Origin of the sequence: Nonomuraea turkmeniaca, from assembly GCF_005889735.1 — a bacterium.
In the GTDB taxonomy this organism is placed as follows: Bacteria; Actinomycetota; Actinomycetes; order Streptosporangiales; family Streptosporangiaceae; genus Nonomuraea; species Nonomuraea turkmeniaca.
Genome location: NZ_VCKY01000417.1, coordinates 1 through 4,444, shown reverse-complemented (window position 1 = coordinate 4,444; position 4,444 = coordinate 1). Strand labels below are relative to the sequence as shown.

Below are 4,444 nucleotides of genomic sequence, written 5' to 3'. Positions count from 1 at the left end.
ACCTTGCACGGGCTGGCCGGGGTCACGACGTTCGTGCTGGTGTTCCTCGCGGCCAGCGCGGCCCGGGTGTTCTGACCGGGCTCAGTGCGACTTGGCCCGGCGGGGCCGCCTGAGCACCTGGAGGGAGCGTGCCGTGACGGCCACCACGTCGCCCGCCTGCCACCCCTCCTCCGCGAACACCTCTTCCACCGTGTCGTGGCTGGTGTCGAGGACGGGCAGCCATCCGGCGCCGAACTCGTCGCCGGGCAGGGTGAACGACATGTTCTCGTGGTGCGCGTTGATCAGCAGCAGGAACGAGTCGTCCGTGATCCGCTCACCCCGCGGCCCCGGCTCGGTGATCGCCTCGCCGTTGAGGTAGACCATGAGCGACTTGGCGTAGCTGATGTGCCAGTCGCCCGCTGTCATCTCGGCACCGCCCGGCGTGAGCCAGACCAGGTCGCGGGCGCCGTTGTCGGGGTGGCGGCCCTGGAAGAAGCGGCGGCGCTGGAAGACCGGGTGCTCGCGGCGCAGCTTCGACAGCGCGCGGACGAACTCCAGCAGGTCGGACTCGGCGCGCACCATCGACCAGTCCACCCACGCCAGCTCGTTGTCCTGGCAGTAGGCGTTGTTGTTGCCGCGCTGGGTGCGGCCGATCTCGTCTCCGTGGGACAACATCGGCACGCCCTGCGACAGGAACAGCGTGGCCAGGAAGTTGCGGCGCTGGCGGCGACGGAGGGTGACGATGCCGGGGTCCTCGACCGGGCCCTCGGCGCCGCAGTTCCACGAGCGGTTGTCGTTGGTGCCGTCGCGGTTGTCCTCGCCGTTGGCCTCATTGTGCTTGTGGTCGTATGACACCAGGTCGGCGAGCGTGAACCCGTCGTGGCACGTCACGAAGTTGATCGAGGCGACCGGGCGGCGGCCGGACGACTCGTAGAGGTCGGCGGAGCCGGTCAGGCGGGAGGCGAACTCGGGGAGCGCGGAATGCGTACCCCTCCAGAAATCGCGCACGATATCCCGGTATTTGCCGTTCCACTCCGTCCACAAGGGCGGGAAATTTCCGACCTGGTAGCCGCCGGGGCCGACGTCCCACGGCTCGGCGATCAGCTTGACCTGGGAGATCACCGGATCCTGCTGGATCAGGTCGAAGAACGCGCTGAGGCGGTCCACGTCGTGCAACTCGCGCGCCAGCGCCGAGGCCAGGTCGAAGCGGAACCCGTCGACGTGCATCTCCAGCACCCAGTAGCGCAGCGAGTCCATGATCAGCTGCAGCGCGTGCGGCGAGCGCACGTTGAGCGAGTTGCCGCACCCGGTGTAGTCGAGGTAGTAGCGCCGGTCGCCGTCGTGCAGCCGGTAGTAGGCCTGGTTGTCGATCCCCCTGAACCCCAGCGTCGGCCCCATGTGGTCGCCCTCGGCGGTGTGGTTGTAGACCACGTCGAGGATGACCTCGATGCCCGCCTCGTGCAGCGCCCGCACCATGGCCTTGAACTCCAGCACCTGCTGCCCCCGCGTGCCCGCGCTGGAGTAGCGGCCGTGGGGCGCCAGGTAGGCCATGGTGTTGTAGCCCCAGTAGTTCGTCAGTCCGCGCGCCACCAGGAAGTGCTCGGGCACGTAGTGGTGCACCGGCATCAGCTCGACCGCCGTGACCCCGAGCGACAGCAGATGATCGATGATCGCCGGATGCCCCACCGCCGCGTACGTGCCCCGCAGGTCCGCCGGCACGTCGGGGTGCCGCATGGTGAGCCCGCGCACGTGCGCCTCGTAGATCACGGTCTCGTGGTACGGGATGCGCGGCGGCCGGTCGTTGCCCCACTCGAAGAACGGGTTGATGACCACGTTCTTCGGCATGTAGGGCGCGCTGTCCTCGGTGTTGCGCCGGGAGGGATCGGTGAAGTAGTAGGGGAACAGGGCCTGGTTCCAGGTCAGATCGCCGTCGATGGCCTTGGCGTAGGGGTCGAGCAGCAGCTTGGCGGGATTGCAGCGGTGCCCCTGCGACGGGTCGTAGGGGCCGTGGACGCGGTAGCCGTACCGCTGGCCCGGCTGGATCCCCGGCAGGTAGCCGTGCCAGACGAAACCGTCGACCTCGGGCAGCTCCACCCGCTCTTCGGTGTCGTCATCGTGAAAAAGGCACAGCTCTACTCGCTCGGCGACCTCGGAGAACACCGAAAAGCTGGTGCCAACGCCATCCCAGGTGCCGCCGAGTGGATAGGGCTCGCCCGGCCAGACCTCGCGCATGTGGCCCAATTGTCGCACGGGAAAACCGCTCTTGGTCCTCAATGAGCCGATGGCCTCACGACCAGGACACATACAGGTCCCGATCGCCGGCGCCCGGCGTCGCGGGACACGGCGCCGGTACGGCTCGGATCGCCCGCGACGCCGCGCGCGGCCTCGGAGGGGAGACCGGGAACGGCGTCGAGGGCGGGCTGAGGAGGCGTCAGAGCAGCTCGGCCTTGAGAGAGATCATGGTGCCCGTCAGGGCCTTGCTGACCGGGCAGTTGGCCTTGGCGGTCTCGGCGGCCTCCTGGAACTGCTCGGCCGAGATGCCCGGCACGTGTCCCTTCACGGTGAGCACGATGCCGGTGATGCCTTCACCCGGCTGGAACGTCACGTCCGCGCTGGTCTGCAGCGACTCCGGCGGCGTGCCGGCGCCGGCCAGGCCGTGCGAGAGCGCCATCGAGAAGCAGGACGAGTGGGCGGCCGCGATGAGCTCCTCTGGTGAGGTCTTGCCGTTCGCCGCCTCGGCCCTGGAGGGCCAGGAGACCTCGAACGTGCCGACGCCCGAACTGTCGAGCGAAACGCTGCCCGAGCCGTCGAGCAGGGCACCCTTCCACTGGGTGGTTGCGGTGCGTGTGGTGGCCATGGCTATGTGCTCCCTCCGTCGTGGACTTCCGACACTATCGTGGTCCGATCGACGGCTGACAAAGTGTGGCGCGCCAGTCATCCGGCTCTACTTTTCCGGCGAATAATGACATGCTCGGGTCGCGGTGCACCTGCCGCCTTGGTCCGGATGAAACGGGAGTGTGGTGCCAGTGGAGGCACCGTACGACGACCGGCTACTGCATCAGCGGGTGGTCGGCGGCGACGAGTCGGCGCTGGGAGAGGTCTACGATCGGTTCTCCTCGCTGATCTTCGGTCTCTCGCTGCGCGTCACCAGGGACCGGGTGATCGCCGAGGACATCACGCAGGAGGTGTTCCTGGTCTTCTGGGAACGGCCACTGGCCTATGACCCGGATCGCGGCACGTTGCGCGCCTGGCTCGCGACGATCGCGCACCGCCGGGCGGTCGATCACGTACGCGCCGAGGAGCGGCGGCGGGTGTCGGCGCTGGGGCCCCGGTTGTTCGAGCGGGAGCCGGTCAGGCTGGAGGACACCGTGCTCGCCGCCGACGAGGCCGCGCGGGTGCGGCAGGCCGTGACGTCACTGCCCGACGGCCTCCGGCAGGCGATCGAGTTAGCCTACTTCGGGGGCAGGACATATCGGCAGGTCGGCGAGGAACTGGGCGTGCCCGAGGGCACGGCCAAATCGCGCATCCGGCTGGCCCTGAGGCGGCTGGCGGACGCGCTGGCGGAGGAAGAGGTGTGATGGACCCCGTCGAGCGTCTTTATCTGGACGCGTTGATGGAGGACCCGGCGGTGCCGGTCGGCTCCTTGCGGCCCCAGCTCCTGGCCGGGGCCAGGGCGCGGCGCAGGCCCGCGGCTCCTACCGCTGTCTGGGTGGAACCGTACGCGGGCCGCGTGGCCGCGATGGACGCGCTGCTCGCCTCGGCCGTCGAGGACGACTGGTCGCGGATCATCGTCGAAGGCTGGACACTCCAGGGGCTCGTCGCCCACCTGGCCGCCAAGGACGGCCTCCTCGCCGCTTCCGTGGGTGCCCCCGTGCTCGGCCCGCCCATTGGGGCGGCCGACTCGCTGGGACGTACGAACGACGTGCAGGCGTACGAGCGGGCCCGTAGCCCCGAGCAGACGCGGCGGGACTGGCGGGCGCAGGCCGACGCGCTCTGCCGCCACCTGGCGGACCTGCCGCCGGCCATGCCGGCCACCCTGGACGGCATGGAGTTTCCGGTGGTCGATCACATCCTGGCCCGGTGCCTGGAGACGTGGATCCACACGGACGACGCCGCCAAGACGGCGCAGCTCCGGCTCCCCGACCCTGTTCCCGAGCACATCCGGCCGGCCGCGGACCTGTGCGCCCGCCTGCTGCCCTGGACGATGCTCTTCTCGGGCCTCAACGGCGCGGGCCGCACGCTGCACCTGACGTTGACGGGCCCGGGTGGCGGTGAGTGGTTGCTGCCTCTGGGAGCGGAGGACAGCGAGCCCGGCGAGCCGGACGCCCACATCAGCGCGGACGTGATCAAGTTCTGTTTCCTGCTGGGCGGCAGGGGCGACCCCGCGGACTTCCCGGCGGACCTGGGCGGCGACGTGTCCCTCGCCAGGGACGTCCTCACCGCGGCCCCCGCCCTGTCCGGCCCC

Annotated in this window: 4 protein-coding genes; 2 read left to right on the top strand and 2 right to left on the bottom strand. The window is 69.8% G+C overall.

The genetic code is table 11. From position 1 onward, the window contains the following. Positions 1–81 precede the first annotated feature (81 nt). Both glgX and ETD86_RS52710 read right to left on the bottom strand, forming a co-directional pair. The gene (glgX, locus tag ETD86_RS52715) at positions 82–2,211 is read right to left on the bottom strand and encodes a glycogen debranching protein GlgX (RefSeq protein ID WP_138674128.1); all 2,130 of its coding nucleotides are present in this window, start codon (positions 2,209–2,211) and stop codon (positions 82–84) included. Between the two features lie 199 nt (positions 2,212–2,410). Continuing rightward, a complete protein-coding gene (locus ETD86_RS52710; protein ID WP_138674127.1) occupies positions 2,411–2,836 on the bottom strand; it encodes an OsmC family protein in 426 nt (141 codons plus the stop codon). Between the two features lie 163 nt (positions 2,837–2,999). On the opposite strand from ETD86_RS52710, the gene ETD86_RS52705 reads away from it, so the two are divergent. Together ETD86_RS52705 and ETD86_RS52700 are read left to right on the top strand one after the other, a co-directional pair. Continuing rightward, positions 3,000–3,557, top strand: coding sequence for a sigma-70 family RNA polymerase sigma factor (locus ETD86_RS52705; protein ID WP_211370892.1), 558 nt, complete (start codon positions 3,000–3,002; stop codon positions 3,555–3,557). Then, on the top strand, positions 3,557–4,444 hold an 888-nt coding region (locus ETD86_RS52700; RefSeq protein ID WP_138674125.1), incomplete at its 3' end, for a maleylpyruvate isomerase family mycothiol-dependent enzyme. The genes ETD86_RS52705 and ETD86_RS52700, both read left to right, overlap by 1 nt.

What these genes read in the sequence shown, in the direction of transcription:
- glgX (WP_138674128.1), bottom strand. Translation starts at nt 2,211, where the DNA reads ATGCGCGAGGTCTGGCCGGGCGAGCCCTATCCACTCGGCGGCACCTGG.
- ETD86_RS52710 (WP_138674127.1), bottom strand. Translation starts at nt 2,836, where the DNA reads ATGGCCACCACACGCACCGCAACCACCCAGTGGAAGGGTGCCCTGCTC.